This is a genomic window from Streptomyces albospinus, from assembly GCF_014648695.1.
In the GTDB taxonomy this organism is placed as follows: domain Bacteria; phylum Actinomycetota; class Actinomycetes; order Streptomycetales; family Streptomycetaceae; genus Streptomyces; species Streptomyces albospinus.
This window is the reverse complement of record NZ_BMRP01000010.1, coordinates 1-16,811: the sequence shown is the minus strand read 5'-3', so window position 1 is coordinate 16,811 and position 16,811 is coordinate 1. Positions and strand designations below refer to the sequence as shown.

14 protein-coding genes and 2 pseudogenes are annotated in these 16,811 nt (G+C 70.1%); 4 read left to right on the top strand and 12 right to left on the bottom strand.

The features are described from left to right. Positions 1-134: 134 nt before the first annotated feature. The 4 genes from IEZ17_RS15745 to IEZ17_RS15730 all read right to left on the bottom strand — a co-directional run bounded on the left by IEZ17_RS15745 (position 135) and on the right by IEZ17_RS15730 (position 4,454). Complete coding sequence (locus tag IEZ17_RS15745) at positions 135-1,367, bottom strand: MFS transporter (RefSeq protein ID WP_189300548.1); 1,233 nt, start codon at positions 1,365-1,367, stop codon at positions 135-137. A gap of 496 nt (positions 1,368-1,863) precedes the next feature. Beyond that, a complete protein-coding gene (locus IEZ17_RS15740; RefSeq protein ID WP_229852292.1) occupies positions 1,864-2,796 on the bottom strand; it encodes a DMT family transporter in 933 nt (310 codons plus the stop codon). Positions 2,797-3,024: 228 nt separating this feature from the next. Continuing rightward, positions 3,025-3,624 (bottom strand): cupin domain-containing protein, encoded by a 600-nt coding sequence (locus tag IEZ17_RS15735; protein WP_189300544.1) that lies wholly within the window; start codon positions 3,622-3,624, stop codon positions 3,025-3,027. A 203-nt stretch (positions 3,625-3,827) separates the two neighbouring features. Next, a complete protein-coding gene (locus IEZ17_RS15730) occupies positions 3,828-4,454 on the bottom strand; it encodes a TetR/AcrR family transcriptional regulator (RefSeq protein ID WP_189300542.1) in 627 nt (208 codons plus the stop codon). A gap of 95 nt (positions 4,455-4,549) precedes the next feature. Here IEZ17_RS15730 and IEZ17_RS15725 point away from each other — a divergent pair, with 95 nt between their 5' ends. After that, positions 4,550-5,218, top strand: coding sequence for a hypothetical protein (locus IEZ17_RS15725; protein ID WP_189300540.1), 669 nt, complete (start codon positions 4,550-4,552; stop codon positions 5,216-5,218). Between the two features lie 703 nt (positions 5,219-5,921). Here IEZ17_RS15725 and IEZ17_RS15720 read toward each other — a convergent pair. From IEZ17_RS15720 to IEZ17_RS15700, 5 genes are all read right to left on the bottom strand, one after another. Beyond that, positions 5,922-6,761 carry a class I SAM-dependent methyltransferase gene (locus IEZ17_RS15720; protein WP_189300538.1) on the bottom strand — a complete coding sequence of 280 codons (840 nt, stop codon included), beginning with the start codon at positions 6,759-6,761 and terminating at the stop codon, positions 5,922-5,924. Between the two features lie 173 nt (positions 6,762-6,934). Beyond that, the gene (locus IEZ17_RS15715; RefSeq protein WP_189300536.1) at positions 6,935-7,120 is read right to left on the bottom strand and encodes a hypothetical protein; all 186 of its coding nucleotides are present in this window, start codon (positions 7,118-7,120) and stop codon (positions 6,935-6,937) included. A gap of 97 nt (positions 7,121-7,217) precedes the next feature. Further along, entirely contained in the window at positions 7,218-8,822 is a 1,605-nt protein-coding gene (locus IEZ17_RS15710; protein ID WP_189300534.1) for an ABC-F family ATP-binding cassette domain-containing protein, read from the bottom strand. A gap of 505 nt (positions 8,823-9,327) precedes the next feature. Continuing rightward, a complete protein-coding gene (locus tag IEZ17_RS15705; RefSeq protein ID WP_189300532.1) occupies positions 9,328-9,687 on the bottom strand; it encodes a hypothetical protein in 360 nt (119 codons plus the stop codon). A 1,113-nt stretch (positions 9,688-10,800) separates the two neighbouring features. Next, on the bottom strand, positions 10,801-11,250 hold the full coding sequence (locus tag IEZ17_RS15700) for a DNA-binding protein (RefSeq protein ID WP_189300530.1): 450 nt from the start codon (positions 11,248-11,250) through the stop codon (positions 10,801-10,803). Positions 11,251-11,750: 500 nt separating this feature from the next. On the opposite strand from IEZ17_RS15700, the gene IEZ17_RS15695 reads away from it, so the two are divergent. Further along, positions 11,751-12,725, top strand: coding sequence for a site-specific integrase (locus IEZ17_RS15695; protein WP_189300528.1), 975 nt, complete (start codon positions 11,751-11,753; stop codon positions 12,723-12,725). Positions 12,726-12,808: 83 nt separating this feature from the next. Here the strand turns inward: IEZ17_RS15695 and IEZ17_RS15690 are convergent, their stop codons facing one another. Then, positions 12,809-13,798 (bottom strand): alpha/beta fold hydrolase, encoded by a 990-nt coding sequence (locus IEZ17_RS15690; protein WP_189300526.1) that lies wholly within the window; start codon positions 13,796-13,798, stop codon positions 12,809-12,811. A gap of 143 nt (positions 13,799-13,941) precedes the next feature. On the opposite strand from IEZ17_RS15690, the gene IEZ17_RS15685 reads away from it, so the two are divergent. Then, the gene (locus IEZ17_RS15685) at positions 13,942-14,550 is read left to right on the top strand and encodes a helix-turn-helix domain-containing protein (protein ID WP_189300524.1); all 609 of its coding nucleotides are present in this window, start codon (positions 13,942-13,944) and stop codon (positions 14,548-14,550) included. Between the two features lie 43 nt (positions 14,551-14,593). Here IEZ17_RS15685 and IEZ17_RS15680 read toward each other — a convergent pair. Continuing rightward, positions 14,594-14,887: pseudogene (locus IEZ17_RS15680) on the bottom strand (Tn3 family transposase); the annotation flags it as partial. A 5-nt stretch (positions 14,888-14,892) separates the two neighbouring features. Between IEZ17_RS15680 and IEZ17_RS15675 the strand changes: the two are divergent. Beyond that, a pseudogene (locus IEZ17_RS15675) lies at positions 14,893-15,804 on the top strand (Tn3 family transposase); the annotation flags it as partial. Between the two features lie 567 nt (positions 15,805-16,371). On the opposite strand, the gene IEZ17_RS15670 reads toward IEZ17_RS15675, so the two are convergent. Further along, positions 16,372-16,811, bottom strand: a 440-nt coding sequence (locus IEZ17_RS15670) for a TetR family transcriptional regulator (protein ID WP_189300522.1), incomplete at its 5' end; no start/stop codon positions are given.

Here is a 16,811-nt window from a genome sequence, read left to right as displayed (position 1 = left end):
CGGCCGGAAGATCATGTGGAGAGCGCAGCGGATGGCCTGTGCGGACGGAACACGCCGAGACCTGCGGCGGACCGGGCACCCGGCGTGACGCGTCCTGATGAGTCGTCGAGACCGACTCTCCCGGTGAAGGGCCGTCAGTCGAGCGGAGGCATGGTGCCGAGTGTGTCCGACCCGGCGCCTCGCCGCCGGGCGCGGTGCACTGCACAGCCGAGAAGCGCTGCCAGGGCGGCGAGTCCGGCGATCGTGGTCAGCGCGGCCGGCAGCCCGAACTCCTCGGCGAGGAACCCGATCGACGGCGGTCCGAGCAGGATTCCGGAGTAGCCCAGGGCCGACGCGGTGGCCACACCGCCGGCGCCCCCCAGCGCCCCGGCGCTGCTGATCGCGATGGGGAAGACGTTGGCGAGACCGAGCCCGGTCAGGGCATAACCCGTGAACACCAGCCAGGTCTGCGGTGACAGGGCTCCGCACAGCATCCCCACCGCAGCGACGACAGCACCGGTGACCAGGACGGGAGTATTGCCCAGCCGCTCCAGGAGCCGGGTGCCGGACATCCGGGAGAGTGTCATGGTGAGCGCGAACCCCGCGTAACCGGAGGCCGCCACGCCTGGTCCGGTGCCGAGATCTTGTGCGAGGTGCAGGGATCCCCAGTCGGCCAGCGCGCCTTCACCGTACGCGGTGCACAGGGTGATCAGCCCGTACACCGTGATGAGCAGGCGGGTCCGGCCCGTCGTCGCCCGGCTGTTGCGGAGGGCGGCTGCCGCACCCCCGCCGGTACCGGGTGTCGGGGCGCGCAACAGCACCCGTCCTGCGAGCGCGGTGGTCAGGAGTCCGGACCCGGTGAGGAGCAGCAGATGGGGCAGCGGGGCCAGGTGTGGGGCGAGGACACCGCCGATTCCCGCGCCCGCCAGTCCGCCCGCGCTGAAGGCCGCATGGAACGACGGGAGGATCGGGCGCCCGATCACCTCGGCCAGGTCCACAGCGGCAGCGTTGAAGGCGACGTTCAAGCCGCCGTAGGCAACCCCGAAGACGAGGAGCACCAGGCCGAGTTGGAGGGCCGATCGGGTCAGCGGGGGCAGGGCTACGGATAACGACAGCATGGCCGCCGTCACCACCGTCACCTGGTGATTGCCGTATCGCCGACACAGCCGCCCGGCCAGCAGCATCGTCGTGACCGAGCCCACCGAGACGCCCAGCAGGGCGAGCCCGAGCATGCCGGCCGATGCATGGATCTGCTCCTTGATCGCGGGGATGCGTACGACCCACCCGGCAAAGACAAAACCGTCGAGCCCGAAGAAGAGGCTGAGGGCCCAGCGCAACCGGGCGACGGGCAGCGATGTGCCGGAGGGGCGGTGCCGACCGGAAGCCATGTCGCGGTCCGTTCCTCTCCGGGCCGCACCGGCGAGGGAATCTTCAGCTTCAGAGGGTGCGGGAACCACTGATGCGGGAACCACTGATGCGGGAACTACTGATGCGGGACCCACTGACGCGGAAACCATGGGCGCCGAATCCACTTCTTTCACCTGGTCTGACCTCGGCTTTCTGCATGGATGTACATGTCGTCCTTGAACTGCTCCCCTGCGAACCGTCATTGCGCCTGCCGCGCACACCGATCGCGGGACTGCGAGGCGCAACGGCCGTGACTCCTACGGCATGTGCGAGCCCTCAGGTTCCCCGCTTCTCCCGGTGTGGCGCGCGCAATGCGCGCCGTACGCGGAAGACCGTCCCGGCTAAGGGAGTTGACGAGGCAGTTGAGGCCGATGGTCCGGAGTGCCCGGCGCTGCCGATCGTTCCGTTCGTGGCGGGGGCGCAGCCGGCGGCTGGGAGCTGTGCGGGCCGCATCGTGCGCAGGGCTGCGGGCCCGGCTCAGTTCCGTATGCGATGGGCGAGCATCGTGCCCGCTGTGGCCATGACGAGCCCGGCGAGCATGAGCGGGCCCAGCCGCTGGTGGAGCAGGAGGGCCGCGAACACCGCGGTGACCATGGGTACCAGATAGAAGAGACTGCTGATCTGGCTGGTGCCGTGCCGTTGCAGCAGCGCATACAACAGACCTACGCCGACGATGGAGTTGATGGCCGCGGCCCATATCAGGGCCGGCCAGTAGCCGGCGGTGAAGGTCACCTCGAAACCCTCGGCGAACAGCGCGGGCAGCAGTGTGGCGACCGCAGCGGCCAGCAGTTGCACGGCGTTGCCGGTCACCGGCTCCATCCCGCGACAGAACCGCTTCTGGTAGACGGTGCCTGCGGAGATGCCTGCCAGGGCGAGCAGGAGAAAACCGAGCCCGGCCACATAGCCGCCGTCGAGGTGGAGGTTCTCGCTCACCGCGAGCGCCACCCCGCCCAGTCCGAGCACAAGCCCCACGTATTGACCGCGGGTGACGCGCTCATGGAGTACCGGCACGGCCAGCAGGGAGGCGGTGAGCGGGTAGAGCGCGATGATCAGGGCCGCCAGGCCGGACGGCACACCGAGATCCATGCCCACGTAGATGCTGGAGAACTGCACGGCCTGGACCAGGACCCCGGCAACCGCGAGGTGGCCCAGCCGGCGCCATCCCGGCCAGGCGTCGCGGCGTACCAGTGCGACGGCCAGCAGCAGGGCCCCGGCGACGGCGAACCGCAGTGTCGCAAAGGTGTAGGGGGCGGAGTGACGCAGGCCGAGCTTGCCGGAGATGAATCCGGAGCTCCACACGATCACCAGGACGGTGCGGAGCAGGAGGTCGCGGGCTCCGTGGCCGCGGCCCTTGCCGCTTCCCGGGTCGTTGCCGGACCGGAGGGCGGTTCCGACTCCCGCGGTTCGCACGATGGCATGTGACTGCATGGCACTTCCCCGTTCCGTTGAACGTGCGCTTGAGACAGCGCGCGTGCACTAAAAAGTACGTGAGTGCAAAATACCGCACACGCTCACCGTCGTCAGCTCACGAGCGGGAAATCGCCGGGTTTCCGGCGGCAGGAGGCAGCCCGACCGGTCACAACGGCGGGTGGAAGAGGCGCGGTTCAGGAAAGGCCCGAGGCGGCTACGGGCCGCAGGTCAGTACAGGCTGCTGAAGAGCATCGCGACCATGCGCGCCGGTTCGTCGGTGTCATTGCGGAAGGTGTGCGGATGCCCCGCGGACCACCGGACGCAGTCCCCTCTGTGCAGGGTGTGGTCCAGCCCGTTGTACCGGGCCACCAGCGTCCCCTGGGTCACGATGATCAGGTCCGTGCCCTCGTGCTGGAGGTCCTCGCCCAGCGCCGAGTGCGGCGCGAAGTCGCCCTGGACCACCTGGTATCCCAGTTCGGGCGCGCGCAGCACGCGGTAGGTGACGCCTGGCGCCCGCTCGATGACCGCCTGGTCCCGGAACGGGAAGACCGACGGCGCGGCCCGGCCCTGCGTGAACCCCAGGAACGAGCCGACGTCATGGCCGAAGACCCTTGCCAACCGCGCCAGTCGCTCCAGTGCGATGTCCGTCTCGCCCCGCTCCAGCGCCGCCAGGAACGAGACCGAGAGCCCGCACTCGGCGGCCACCTGGCGCAGCGACATACCCCGTTGCGTACGAAGCCTGTGCAGCACTTCACCCGGGGAGGGAAAGCCCAGTTCCGGATCCCGGCGGGCCGCAGCGGGACGTGTCGAGGAGGCCGGGTCGGTCATGAAGCGCATTCTAGTTCGCCGGGCAGCGGCCACCCGCCCGGCGGGTCTCCGAGGGCCGGCGGCCTTCGCCACGGGTGACGGTTCCGCCGCTTCGGCCGCTCACGGCGCGGCGCTCCCCATCGACGGCGGCAATCCGCAGCGGGCACAGGAGGCCATCGGCCGCAGAACCAGCGACGTCGGATGCCGCGGGATGGGGGCCGGGTTCACTCCTCGACGAGGGTGGCGAACGCCGCACACATCAGGCGGATGCTTCGCCGGAACTTCTCGCCCTGGCTCAGCCGGGGCATCCGCTCGATGACCAGCGGGAAGCGTGCCCGCAGGTCGGCGTAGACTTCGGCGGTCACAGCCGGGGCCGGGGAGTCGCCCTCCTCCTGGAGTACGAAGCCGGTGACGTGGCTGAGCAGGGTGTCGGCCGCGATACCGCAGTGCGCAGTGGGCACACCGGCGCCGAGGAGGGTCTGAAGGAGGCGCTCCATCAGGGACAGCGCGCCGGAACTCAGCGTTCTGGGACTCTCCGCCAACAACATGGCGCCGCCTGGGTGCTGTTGGATGCTGCGGCGTAGCGCCTCGGCCTGCGCTTCGATCTCGTCCTGCCAGGTCGCCTCGGGCGGCAGGGCGGCCAATGCGGTGGTACCGGCGTCGTATGCCTGCCGGCAGACGCGGTCGGCCATCAGCGCCAGCAACTCGTCCTTGCCGCGCACGTGGTAGTAGAGGCTGCCCGCATGCGTGCCGAGCCGCTGGGCCACCTGACGCATGGACAGGCCGTGGTAGCCGACCCTGGCGAAGGTGGCCATGCCCGCGTCGACGATCCGCTCTTTGGTGAGCTTCATGCCCACCACCGTACAACGGCTTTCCAACACCGTTCAAAACCTGTGCTAGCCTCCCCCTGTCATTTTCGAACAGTGTTGGAAAAAGGGGGGCGGACATGGGGGAAGTACTGTTCAACGTGACCACGGCCGCGCTGATGGTGCTGATGGTCAACAGCGGCCTCGGGGCGGTCGGGCGCGACTCGCTGCGCGGGCGCCCGATCCCGTGGGTCGCGGTCGGTTTGACCGTGCTGACGGTCGGCGGCGTAGCGCTCCAGCTGTGCTGGTCGGGCGCGATGGCCGCACTCGACCACGACCCCGCCAAGACCGGTTGGTGGCGGGTGTTCACCTCGGTCTTCATGCAGAACGGCGGCATCGCCGGCGCGGCCTGGAACATCGCCACCCTCGCCGCGGTGGCCGCACTCGCGCAGTGGCTCTGGGGCGGCCGGCTGACGGTGGCCTTCTTCCTCGCCGGCATCCTCCTGCCGGAGTGGATCGACACCCTGCTCGGCCTGGGTGGGGGTCCCAGCACCGACCCCCGGAATTTCGCGGGCAGTTCCGGCGCCACCTACTTCCTCGGCGCCGCCCTGGCGCTGGCCCTCCTCGCACACACGCGAACCACCAAGGAGCGGATCCTCGCGATCAGCGTGCCGGCGCTCGGCCTGCTGATGTGGATTCTCCAGGAGAACGGCCACGGGCTGGTTTCCGTGGATGGATTCGCACTCAGCGCCTTGGTCTGGGCGACACGCCGCCGCCTGTCACGCCCGGCAACCACCCCACAGCAGTGAACCGCGGCACAGCAGTCACTGCCACAGCCACAGCCACAGCCACAGCCACAGCCACAGCCACAGCCACAGCCACAGCGTGACGATTCCATCAGGGGCTCGCGGACGCCACCGCCCGGACATCGCGACGCTCATGTCGCGGCACCTGGAGCCGACGCGCTCGCCCAGGCGCGGCGACACACCAACGAGAAGAGGTTCCTCCCCGTTCGGGAAGGAACCTCTCTCCTGGAGCGCCTGGCCGGCCTTGCACCTGCATCTCCCACCGGCTGGTGGACGTCTTTCCTTGGACCACAGACGCGCGACTCCCGCCCGCAGGGCCGGAGTTGCGTCGTGATCATTCCTGAACTGCTGGACAGCCTCCGCATGTCCCACTCCTCGCCGGCACGCAGTGCACGGCCGGCACCACCGCGGTGGCCCCGCCCGGGAGCACAAGGGGCCGAAAGAGACGCGCCCTGCGATCCGACGGCCCGTCGGCCCATCGGCCCCTCAGCCGGGCGCATGTCACGCTTCGCCGTGCCGTCCCGTCCTGAGGGCAAGAATCGATGCACACGAGGCACCTTCGCGACGCCGTCTACGGCGTGGCCGCGCCGGTTCGCCCGTCACACCGCCGTGCCAGCACTGGGCCTCCTGCTCGGCCTGCTCGGCGTAGGCGTCGCGATCCCCGTCGCCCTGCTCGTCATCGCCTCCCCGAGGAAAGACAGCCTGACTAGGCAGTAGCGGCTCTCGTCCGTCCCAGGAAGAGGCTTGTGACCACCTTCACGTGGGCGCGTCCGCCGTGTTCGTCCACGATGCGGGCCATTCTGTCGAAGACCCGCTCCCGGGGCTCGGGCGGGAGCGCCCGGTAGCCGCTGTAGGAGGTGAGCAGGCCGATGAGTGCGGACGTGGACCGTTCGTGTACGGAGGTGTAGAGGCGGTGGTCCGGGTCGACGAAGCCGGTCGCCGTCATCTCGCGCCACTGGCGGGACTCGGGGCCCCGGCGCGCGGGACGGGGGCGGGGGTCGAGGAGGGTGTCCTGCGGAATCTCGATGCCGAGCCGGGTGTGGGCGGCGGTCAGCCGGTCCGCCAGCTCGCCGCACTGGAGAACCCAGTGGTTCCAGAAGAGGGCGATCGCTCCGCCGGGAGAGAGCGCGGCCTGTGCCCTCGCCCATCGCACGTCCGGGTCGACCCAGTGCCATGCCTGCGCGCAGTACAGCAACCCGTACTGCCGCGTGGGATGCCAGGCTTCGAAGTCGGCGACCTCGATACCGACACTGCCATCGGGCAGTTCCGCACAGCGGCGGCGTAGTACCCGGGCCATGCGGACGTCCGGTTCGACGCATGTCACCGGTACGCCGGACCGTGCGAAGGCCAGCGTCGCCTTGCCGGTGCCGGCCCCTACTTCCAGTGCCGGTTCGCCCGCGGCGAGAGCGGAGAACTCCAGGACGTCGTCGAGGAGTTGCCGGGGGTAGCCGGGCCTGGCTGTGTCGTACTGCTCGGCGTCGTTGCCGAAAATGTGGCGGCGCGACTGCGCCGGCGCCGGGTCGTTGCTGGAATTCCCGTACGGCATGGACGTCACGGTAGGTCACGCGCGCGGCCACCGGGAGGGCGCCTTCCGTGAGTCGGCCATTCTCCGATCTGCCCGCACCGGACCTTGCCGGTCCGCGGCACCACCTGCCCCGCCGGTCCACGCTCCCGTCGATGTCCGGATGGTGGGTGGTGTGTAGGCCATGTCGAGCATCCCTATGAACGCAGCGGCACCGTGCTCCCGTCCGCGGCCACCAGAGCGGCGGCGCCGGCCGGTTGCTCGTCGAGGCCGGTCACCTGGAGGACGACGGCGCCGCCGCTCTTGCGCAGCACAGTTGCCACCCCGATCCGGATGGCCGAATCCACGGCGCCGGTGACCGGCTGCGGGCCAGGGCCGGCCACCGTCTCCGGAGTGCTGCTGCGGACCCCCGGCGCCCGTCACGGCATGGGGACGGGGCCGTGGGTCGTGCCTCGTGGGTCGTGGATCGTGGGCCGTGGGTCAGGCGAGGGCGACCAAGTCTCGGTAGTCCTCGCTCCACAGGTCCTCGTCCGCGTCCGGCAGCAGCAGGACGCGGTCCGGGCGCAGCGCGTCGATGGCGCCCTCGTCGTGGGTGACCATCACGATCGCGCCGGGGTAGGCGCCGACCGCGGCCAGGACCTCGCCGCGGGAGGCGGGGTCGAGGTTGTTGGTCGGCTCGTCCAGCAGCAGCACGTTCGCCCCTGAGTGGACCAGGCCGGCCAGGGCCAGGCGGGTCTTCTCGCCGCCGGAGAGCACCCTGGTGGGCTTGTCGGCGTCGTCCCCGGTGAACAGGAACGCGCCCAGCACTCGCCTGGCCTCCCCTTCGGTCAGGTGCGGCGCCGCGGCTGCCAGGTTCTGCCGCACCGTGCGGGCGGCGTCGAGGGTGTCGTGCTCCTGGGCGAAGTAGCCCAGCCGCAGCCCGTGCCCGTGCACCACTCGCCCGGCGTCCGGCTGCTCCACGCCTGCCAGAAGGCGCAACAACGTGGTCTTCCCTGCGCCGTTGAGGCCGAGGATCACCAGGCGGCTGCCGCGGTCCATCGCCAGATCCACGCCCGACAGCACCCGGTGATCGCCGTAGGACTTGGCCAGGCTGACCGCGCCCAACGGCACCCGCCCGCACGGCTGCGGCTCCGGCAGCCGAATCCTCGCGACCTTCTCCGCCCGGCGGGCCGGCTCCAGTTCGGCGAGCATACGGTCGGCGCGGCGCGCCATGCTCTTGGCCATCACCGCGGTCGACGAGCGCGCCTTCATCTTCTCCGCCTGGGCGTGCAGCGACGCCGCCTTGCGCTCGCCGTTCGCCCGCTCGCGGGTGCGGCGCCGCTCGTCCGCCTTCCGCTGGGCCAAGTACGTGTCCCAGCCGGTGTTGTGGATGTCGATCGTGGCGCGTGTGGCATCCAGATGGAAGACCCGGTTGACGATGTCGGCGAGGAGGCGACTCTCGTGACTGATCATCACCAGGCCGCCCTGATAGCTTTGCAGGAACGTCCGCAACCAGGCGACCGAGTCGGCGTCCAGGTGGTTGGTCGGCTCGTCCAGCAGCAGCGTGCCACCGTGCCCGGCGAACAGGATGCGCGCCAGCTCCACCCGGCGCCGCTGCCCGCCGGACAGCGCGCCGACCGGTTCGCGCATGACCCGGTCCGGCAGCCCCAGTCCGGCCGCCACCCGGGCCGCCTCGGCCTCGGCCGCATAGCCGCCGCCGGCCTGGAACGCGGCCTCGGCGCGTGCATAGCCGGCCATCGCCCGTTCCAGCGCGCCGTGTCCGTCGGCCTCGGCCATCGCCACCTCGGCCGCCCGCAGGCGACGCAGTGCGGCATCCAGGCCACGGGCGGACAGGATCCGGTCGATGACGGTCACCGCCGGGTCGGCGGCCCGGGAATCCTGCGCGAGGAACCCCACCGGACCTGTATGCGTGATCACGCCGCCGGCCGGCTTCGAGCGGCCGGCAAGAGCCGTCATCAATGTCGTCTTACCCGCCCCGTTGCGGCCCACCAGGCCGATACGGTCGCCGGGAGAGACGGTGAACGAAACGTCGGACAGCAGCAGGCGGGCGCCCGCGCGCAGCCCAACACCGCGAACGGTAATCATGGAATTACGCTCCGAGATAGCAAAAGGACACACTTCTGACGTGGAAGCGGGTCCTCGCTAGGAAACTCGGGGCGTAGACATACGCCCACCATACAAGGCGGGGCGAGCAGGCCCTTCATCCTTTTCCTGCATACCCGACAGGACCGACTGGGCCCGGCCGCCCCTGCCATGGTCTTCCCGGCCACCTGCCCGGCGCCGAGCCCGTGAGCGATCTCCGGTGCACCCAGGCCTTTTTGCCCGTCGACAGGCCACTGCCGCCGCCCGATGAGCTGAGCCGGCGTCGTTGTCGGCGGCTGGGCAGCCTGTCCGTTGGGAGGCAGGGAGCTGGCGGAAGTCGGACGCACACGCCGGTGTCGGCGGTGCTCCGTGGACGCCTCGCCCCCGCTCGCCGGAGATGATGCGCGCCCCTGTCGGCGGCGGCTGAACATCAGCCACCGCCGACAGGTCAGTGACGGCGCGGAAGGCATCGGACGTCACACATGGCTCAACCCAGCACCCGTCACGGTTACTTCTTGACGTACAGGTACTGGACGAGCATCGGGAGATCGGTGACCTGCACCAGCTCCTCGTGGCACACATACTGGTGCCAATTTCCGGCAGTCACTCCCTGGTCACCTATCTTTCGACAGGAGGCAGCGTCGCCCATGAACGAGCGCTCCAAGGTGTATCCGGCCGGCGGGGTCCAGTCCGCCTGAGGCGAGCGGGGAGCGGCTGCTTCGCTCGCCGGTACCGCAGTCTGGACATGCGTCTTCAGGGACGCGACCTGAGGAGTTGTCGCAGCCTGCGCGATGCCCTGGGTGGAGATGGCGACTGCGGCACCGGCCACAACGACACCCGCAGCAGCAATGATCTTTTTCATCTTCATGACGTGCTCCTTTGCCAGCGAAGCGACGAGATTCTGCCCGGGGACGCCCCCGCACACGAAGGGCGTCCCCCTCGAACGAACGAGGAGTCAGAACCTCATGAGATAATTTCGGCAACCACACAGGGGACGAAGGCAATTCAACCCTCGGGGCAAAGGCCAGAATTCCGTCGCGCGCACGCCAGCCATGACGTACAGCGCGGCGCTCTGCGCCCGGTCACCCCACCAGGAAAGTCGCGTCAGGCCGCGCATTGAATCCCTGCAACACCTACGGCCTGTCCCAGCCTTCCCCTGCCCTTCACTCTCGAAGGTCCCTGTAGTGCGCTAGAGACACTTTCACGGATTCACGGCGACAGTCGACGCCGTAAAGTGAGAAGCACTTGATCTTGAGTGGCCTGAAACGGTGGGCCCGCAGGGAAGAGCCCCTCCTGCGGGACCTCAAGAAGCGGAGAACGGCATTCCCATTCACCGCCCAACTGCCCGTCTCACCCTGTGTAGTTGCCGCACCGGTCGGACCCGTCTCGGCACCGCTCCCCCGCCGCAGGGCGCAATTAAGCCACGCAGCCTGAGCTCCACCACTAATTACCCGGACTCAAGATTCCTCGAAACTTCGGGCAGTTGGGCGCGAACAGGCCACGGTAGCGTGAAGTGGCACGATCACGGTCAGCGCGCCTTGGGTAGCGTCGCGCGCACCAGAAATCCATGAGGAAGGCAGCGGCTTCGACCACGAGGGCGCATGGAGCCCGCATCCGCCGCGTGGCGTGCGCTGCGATTCGCCCGCATCTCAGCGAACGCCGTTGACCTGGCCACTCCCGACCCGCTCCGCGGGTCCGCAACGCCGGTCCTTGAATTCAGTCAATCAACGCCCTCCCCCCTCCACACGCCTGATGGAAGGGTGCCCATCACTGCACTCCACGAAGCGGCCAGGGGAATCAACCGGCCGGCCTAAACGACCGGTGGTTGGGCGACCGCGCGCTCCCCTTGCGTGCTCCCCACGCATGCCCGTCTTCGCACCGCACGCGTAGCGCGTCGGCTTGCGCTGGGAGCGCCGCAGCCCGGAATCACCCGAGAGGAAGTCCGGCACCCAACCGGCAGGCGAATCCGGCAAAGGCTCTCCTACTCCGAGCCTTCCGTGCCGGCCGTGGCGCGGCTGGCCAGTCGTTCGTATCGCTGCCTGGCGGCTTGCGGAGTGCCGAGCCCGAGTCCGAAGGCGATCTCCTGCCAGGTCATGCCACGGCCCCGCGCCATCTGGAGGAGCCCGGTCTCCAGTTCGTCCATCTCTCCGCGAACCAGCGGGACGAGGCTCAACGCAGCAGTGACATCGGCGTGGTCCACGCCCGGTTCGCCGTCGCCCAACTTCGCTGCGCCGCTCAGCAGGAACGACACGAGCCTGACGGCCTCGTGCGGCCCGATGACCGAAGGGTGAACCTGCCGTTGGCGTTGCTCATCGGTGGCCGCGTGCCGCTCGGCGATACGCAGCAGGGACGCGTAGACGCGGTGCGCTCGTGCCTGCTCCGGCTGCGGCGGCGTGAAGGGGTCGATGTGCTGTTCAGGAGTCGACGACATGAGATGAGGATGCAGTGCACACAACATGATGTCAACCAATCGTTGTAAACAATCTGTTCACACACTCCCGTTTCATCGGCGCGGCACGGTCTTCACCGAACGGGTTGGGTTGGTTGGGTTGGTTGGGTTGGTTGGGTTGGTTGGGTTGGTTGGGTTGGTTGGGTTGGTTGGGTTGGTTGGGTTGGGCTCGCCTTGAGCTGGATCGGCCGCCCCAACCTCCCCTCCACTCAGGCATCGGCGAGAGCTGTGACCCTCCGTCACGCGTGCCCAGCCGATGGCTGCGCGCCCAGGAACTGGGGCTTGAGGAACATCGGAACGGAAACTGGCGCTAAGCCTCCGTCGGCCCTGGTGGGCGGCTGACGGGGCGCCAGCAGCGGCGCGGCCTGAAGTCTTCCCGCAGATAACGCCCTATGAACTGCGGTATCACTGAGCGCGACCTGCGGGAACGTCTTCCGCACGCTGCGTGAAGCGGCCCTGTTATCTGTGGCACGGGAGATCCCGTGTCCGCCGTCGTGCTACTGCCGACTGGGAAGGCGCTGACGGTCCGAACGGCGGCCGACGCCTTCCTCGACTCGCTCGCCAACCCGAACACCGTCCGGAACTACGGCATCGCCGTCGGGAAGACCGCCGAGCGGATCGGCGAGGGCCGGCCGCTCGTCTCGGTGGCGGACGACGAGATCGGCGAGGCGCTGGAGCTGCTGTGGGGCGGCTCGGCGGTGAACACCTGGAACGCCCGTCGGGGCGCGGTGCTGTCCTGGACCGGCTGGTGCTCCGAGCGCGGCTACGACGGGCCGAGCGTGCCGGTGTGGGCGAAGCGGTTGGCGGCGCCGGACTCGGACACCCCGGTGCGCTCGAAGATGGCGATCGACCGGTTGATCGCCCGCCGCGACGTCCACCTGCGGGAGAAGACGCTGTGGCGGATGCTCTACGAGACGTGCGCCCGCTCGGAGGAGGTTCTGGACGTCAACATCGAGGACCTGGACCTGGCCGGCCGCCGCTGCCCGGTGAAGGCCAAGGGCGCGCAGCCGAAGGTGCGCCGCCGCGGCGTCACCCGCGCCGACTTCGTGCTGGAGACGGTGTTCTGGGACGCTGGCGCCGCCCGGCTCCTGCCCCGTCTACTCAAGGGCCGCACGCGCGGGCCGGTCTTCGTCACCCACCGCCGCCCCGGCCCCGGCAAGGTGCTCTCCGCCCGGGGCGTCTGCCCCGACACTGGCCTGGCCCGCCTGTCCTACGGCCAGGCCCGCGCGCTGCTCGACCAGCACACCGCGCTGGCCGGGCCGGGCACCGGCTGGGACCTGCACGAGTGGCGGCACTCTTCACTGACCCACCTCGGGGAGCGGGGTGCGTCCCTCCTGATGCTGATGGCCAAGTCGAGGCACAAGAAGGCGGAGAACGTCCGACGGTGCTTCAAGCCGTCGGCGGAGGCCATCGCCGAGGTGACCAGCCTGCTCGCGCCGGGGGACGCGCGGCGCTGAGCGGGCGTGAGGTTCGGGCGCTGCCCTCGGGTGTGCCGACCGGGGTTCTCTTGCGACGGAGGCCGGCCGGCACACCCGCCGATTCAGCCCTGGAGGGAAGCGAGCCAGGCGGTCAGCAGGCGGTTGACCTCCTCGGGACGCTCCTGCTGGATCCAGTGCCCGCAGCCGTCCAGGATGTGGGTGGAGGCCAGGGCGGGGAGGGTAGCTGGGTAGGCGTCGATCGCGTCGGCCATCCAGGTCGTGGAAGCGTCCAGGGCGCCGCCGATGAACAGGGACGGCTGCTTGATCGGGGCTCCGCCGTACTGGGCGAGGTCCTCCCAGTCGCGGTCCATGTTGCGGTAGCGGTTGAGGGCCCCGGTCATGCCGGTACGCTCGAACTCCCCGGCGTACACGTCGAGGTCGTCCTCGGTCAGCCAGGCGGGCAGCTTGCCGCCGGGGAAGCGGTCGCGCAGCCGGCCGCCGGTGCGGGCCACAAAGTGCGGGTCGGGCTCGCCCTGGGCGGGCATGGTGTCGGCGGACATGGCCGCGTAGAAGCCCGCGAGCCAGCCCCGGAGGTCGGGCTCCATCTCTGCTTCGGCCCGGCCGGGCTCCTGGAAGTACGAGACGTAGAACTCCTGGTCGCCGCCCATCTGCGCGAAGACGTCGGTGGGGCGGGGGCCGCCGGGCGGCGCGTAGGGGACGCTCAGCAGTCCGACGGCGCGGAAGACCTCGGGGTGGAGCAGGGCGGAGGCCGCCGCGATGCTGGAGCCCCAGTCGTGCCCGACGACCACCGCCCTCTCCTCGCCCAGGGCGCGCACCAGGGCGACGTTGTCCTCCACTAGGTCGAGCATCCGGTAGGCGTCCGTCGCGGCCGGCTTGGAGGAGCGGCCGTAGCCGCGCACATCGAGCGCCACGGCCCGGTACCCCGCCGCCGCGAGGGCCGGGAGTTGGCGGCGCCAGGAGTACCAGGACTCGGGGAAGCCGTGGACGAGCAGGACCAGCGGTCCGGTGCCCTGCTCAACTAGGTGCAGGCGCCCAGCGGGTGCCTCGATGGTGCGGTGGCGCAGGTCGGCGGACGGCGCGGGCTGGTGCATCGCTTCTCCTCGGTTCACGGGCGGCCGCGGCTACCCACCGATCATGCGGCGCGGCGGCCGCGCGACGCGAGCACTCTTGCCATCCTGGCAAACTGGCAGGACAGGGCGGTGGAGGCGGCACGGCCGGAGGGAGCGGGGCGACGGTGACGGACGACGGCATAGCCGACACGCTGGCGGCCATGGGCCCCCGGCTGCGGACCGCGCGCGAGCAGCACGGCGCCACACTCACCGGCGTCAGCCGCGCGACCGGCATCTCGCCGAGCACGCTGTCGCGGATCGAGACCGGCCGGCGCAAGCCGACCCTGGAGGTGCTGCTGCAGCTCGCGAAGGCGTACGACGTCTCCCTGGACGAGCTGGCCGGCACCGCACCCGCCGCGGCGGCCGGACCGCGCACCCCGGTGCCGCAGCGTTCCGGCAGCGACAAGGCGGTGCTACCGCTGACCCGGTACGTCGGGGGCCTGCACGCCCACAAGCACGTCCTGCCCGCCATCGACGCGCCGCCGGCGCGGCCGCGGCAGGTCTCCCATGACGGGTACGAATGGCTGTGCGTCCTGTACGGGCGGCTGTGGCTGGCGCTCGGCGAGCAGGACCTCGTGCTGAGCGCCGGGGACGTGGCCGAGTTCGACACCCGCACCGCCCACGGAGTCGCGAACGCCGGACCCGGCGGGCCGGTCGAATACCTGATCATGTTCGGGCCGCAGGGGGAGCGCCTACGATCGCGCACCCCAGCCCCCGACCGCTGGGCCCGGTAGTGCGGAGCACAGCGTCCGGGCCCCCGCGACGGTGCCTGCGGCTTCACGCCTCGGCGGCGTCCGGATCACGCAGTGGTCGCAGGCCGCCGGGCAGGTCAGGGAGCTGGAAGGAGTACCGGCCGAGCATGTTGATGTGGTGCCGCACGAACGGGGAGAGGCGAGCCACGTCCTCTTCACGGACGTCGAAAACGTCCATCCGCAGCTGCTTCACCGCAGCGTCCATGTACCGCGTGTTGAACAGCACGAGGGCGTTGAGGACCAGCCCCAGCGCCCCGATCTGGTCCTCCATGCCGTCCTGGTAGCGCTGGTAGAGCTGCCCGGGCCTGCCATGGAAGACGGCTGAATGCCGTAGATGACCAGGTTGCCGGGATCGGGCAGATGGTGGTGCCGGGCACCCCGCGCGACTCGCTGCACATCCTGGACGCCCTGCTGAACCTGGACGCCGGCGTGCGGCAGGAGATGGTGGCGACCGACAACGCCTCCTACTCCGACATGGTGTTCGAGCTGTTCTCGATGCTCGGCTACAACTGCTCGCCGCGCTTCCGGGACCTGGCCGACCAGCGGTTCCGGCGGGCCGAGCTTCCCGGGATGGCGGGCGGCGACTACGGGGTGCTTGAGCCGCTGGCCCGTAACCGGGTCAACCTGGGCAAGGTGGTCACGCACTGGCCGGACATGCTGCGGGTGGCCGGCTCCCTGGTGACCGGTCAGGTGCGCGCCGACGACCTGCTGCGGATGTTCGGCCGCGAGGGCCGTCCCACCCCGTTGGGCACCGCGTTCGCCGAGTACGGGCGGATCGCCAAGACGCTGCACCTGTTGCGGGTGGTCGATCCGGTGGACGACACCTACCGGCGGCAGATGAACCGTCAGCTCACCGTGCAGGAGTCGAGGCACAAGCTCGCCCGGGACATCTGCCACGGCAAGCGCGGGCAGATCATGCAGGCGTACCGGACGGGGCAGGAGGACCAGCTCGGCGCACTCGGCCTGGTGCTCAACGCCGCCGTGCTGTGGACGACCCGCTGCCTGGACGCCGCCGTCGATCAGCTGCGCGCGCTGCCCACCGAGGAGCGCGAGCACCAGGTACTGGACGAGGACATCGCCCGGCTGTCCCCGCTCAAGCACCGCAACCTGAACCTGCTCGGCCGCTACAGCTTCACCGCCAGCGTCCCGGCCGCCGGCGCCCTGCGCCCGTTGCGCGACCCGGACGTGCCGGAGCTGGACGAGGATGACGACGGGGACGGGGACGGGCCGGACTAGTCGTGGCCGATCAGGGCGGTGAAAAGCTTGCGGGCCCTCGCCTTGGCCGGCCTCCGGTGTCCTGTCAGCGGCTAGCACCGCCGCCCGGTCACCGCCGCCCCGAGTCCCATCGCTTCGGAGCCCCGTTTCCGCAGGCTGCCGGTTTCGCCCTCCAACAACGACGGGCCCGGCCTTCAGGTCGACTTCTGAAGTTCCCAGGCCCGCCACCGACGTTGTCGCCCGGACGTCCTCCGCCTGCAACGAGGGAGCAACGGCCCGGCCGGAGACCCCTCTCATGCCTCAGCACGCGGTACCAGGGGGTCTCGGCACCACCAACGACCTGCGCACCTCCATAGTCACGGTGCGGTCGCGGGGCGTCCCTGTACACGGCCTTCGTAGGCCCCGTAGCGCCCGGGTGCCGGCCGATGAAACGCATCACGGCTCCTTGCAGAGGCGTTCCGGACTCGGCTGCGGCCTCCTTGGACGCCTGGATATGGCGGCCCACAGCCAAGATCAGGCCAGCGAGCTCGAAAACCTGTGAGGTCTGCTTCTCGTCCACCGCACCAGCGCTGGACGATGCTCGTCCGGTCAGCCCAGCGATGCGCTCGCCGCACGCAGTTCGTCCAGGGCCGCCAGGGTGTACCCGGCGAGCTCGTCCTCGGCGCCACGGTCGTCCTCGGCCCATTCGGCGTACCCCCGTTTGAAAGCGAGGACGCCCAGCTCGCCCGCGAGAGCCGCAGTCGGATCGGGTACGCCGCGGGCGACCAGAGCGGTTGTCATCGCGGCGGCGAGGCTGACGGTCTTGAGGGCGTCACGCTCTTGCAGCTCGGCGCTGGCGGCGACGGCCGCCTTCAGGCGCGGGGCGAGCTCGCGGTTCATGGGGCCCATCGCGCTTGACGCGCGCTCAAGACCGGCGGCGACCGCCTCTAGCGGGGTTGCGCAGCCGGGAGCCTCGGCGATCCCCTCGGTCAGCAGCCGACTCAGCGTCTCCTGTCCGGCCACCAGCAGCTCACGCTTGTCGGGGAAGT

What these genes read in the sequence shown, in the direction of transcription:
- IEZ17_RS15700 (WP_189300530.1), bottom strand. Translation starts at nt 11,250, where the DNA reads ATGTCGTCGACTCCTGAACAGCACATCGACCCCTTCACGCCGCCGCAG.
- IEZ17_RS15730 (WP_189300542.1), bottom strand. Translation starts at nt 4,454, where the DNA reads ATGAAGCTCACCAAAGAGCGGATCGTCGACGCGGGCATGGCCACCTTC.
- IEZ17_RS15720 (WP_189300538.1), bottom strand. Translation starts at nt 6,761, where the DNA reads ATGCCGTACGGGAATTCCAGCAACGACCCGGCGCCGGCGCAGTCGCGC.
- IEZ17_RS15705 (WP_189300532.1), bottom strand. Translation starts at nt 9,687, where the DNA reads ATGAAGATGAAAAAGATCATTGCTGCTGCGGGTGTCGTTGTGGCCGGT.
- IEZ17_RS15690 (WP_189300526.1), bottom strand. Translation starts at nt 13,798, where the DNA reads ATGCACCAGCCCGCGCCGTCCGCCGACCTGCGCCACCGCACCATCGAG.
- IEZ17_RS15725 (WP_189300540.1), top strand. Translation starts at nt 4,550, where the DNA reads ATGGGGGAAGTACTGTTCAACGTGACCACGGCCGCGCTGATGGTGCTG.
- IEZ17_RS15735 (WP_189300544.1), bottom strand. Translation starts at nt 3,624, where the DNA reads ATGACCGACCCGGCCTCCTCGACACGTCCCGCTGCGGCCCGCCGGGAT.
- IEZ17_RS15710 (WP_189300534.1), bottom strand. Translation starts at nt 8,822, where the DNA reads ATGATTACCGTTCGCGGTGTTGGGCTGCGCGCGGGCGCCCGCCTGCTG.
- IEZ17_RS15745 (WP_189300548.1), bottom strand. Translation starts at nt 1,367, where the DNA reads ATGGCTTCCGGTCGGCACCGCCCCTCCGGCACATCGCTGCCCGTCGCC.